General features: G+C 49.2%; 1 pseudogene. It reads right to left on the reverse strand.

The features are described 5' to 3' along the window. Positions 1-110 precede the first annotated feature (110 nt). Positions 111-614, reverse strand: a pseudogene (locus ACTQ1N_RS12705) (recombinase family protein); the annotation flags it as partial. Positions 615-725 lie beyond the last annotated feature (111 nt).

Genomic DNA, 725 nt, shown 5'->3' on the forward strand with positions numbered 1-725 from the left:
AACAATTCGCAGAAACAGTTACTTTTAAAGTGACTGACACATCTGTAGAAATCCAAAATCGGCGCGAAATAATCTGCCGGATGGGACATCATTTAATTTGCCGGACAACAATTGCTGAGAATACTTTTGACGGTGCTCATGCTCCATGTGTCTTTTCCTCCTGGAGTCTTGATTCCTTTTTCGGTCAGCGTCCGGGCAATGCCATGATATGTCTGCCCCTGCAGAAAAAGGCTGTAAATGAGCTTTACGGTTTCTGCTTCTTCCTGATTGACGACCAGCTCTCCATTCGGACCGCGGTCATAGCCGAGGAACCGGTTGAATGGAACGGTCACCTTGCCGTCAGCGAAACGTTTCCTCTGCCCCCAGGTGCAGTTCTCGGAAATGCTGCGTGATTCTTCCTGGGCAAGGCTGGACATGATAGTGATAAGAAGTTCGCCCTTGCCGTCAAACGTCCAGATATTCTCCTTCTCGAAGTAGCATTCAACGCCATGCTCTTTGAGTTTTCTGATGGTCGTTAAGCTGTCGACCGTGTTTCTGGCAAAGCGGCTGACGGATTTGGTGATGATGAGGTCGATCTTTCCGGCAAGGGCGTCCTCGATCATGCTTTGAAAACCGACCTCAACTGTAAAACGAGATGCAACCCCTCTCGTTCTGGCCTGAGGCCATAATGGTTACTAATCAAATACCTGCCGGGAGGTTGCATCCCGGCTTGCAAAGAGATCAGT

Source organism: Porcincola sp. LCP21S3_C12 (assembly GCF_052118625.1).
Taxonomy (GTDB): Bacteria; Bacillota; Clostridia; order Lachnospirales; family Lachnospiraceae; genus Porcincola.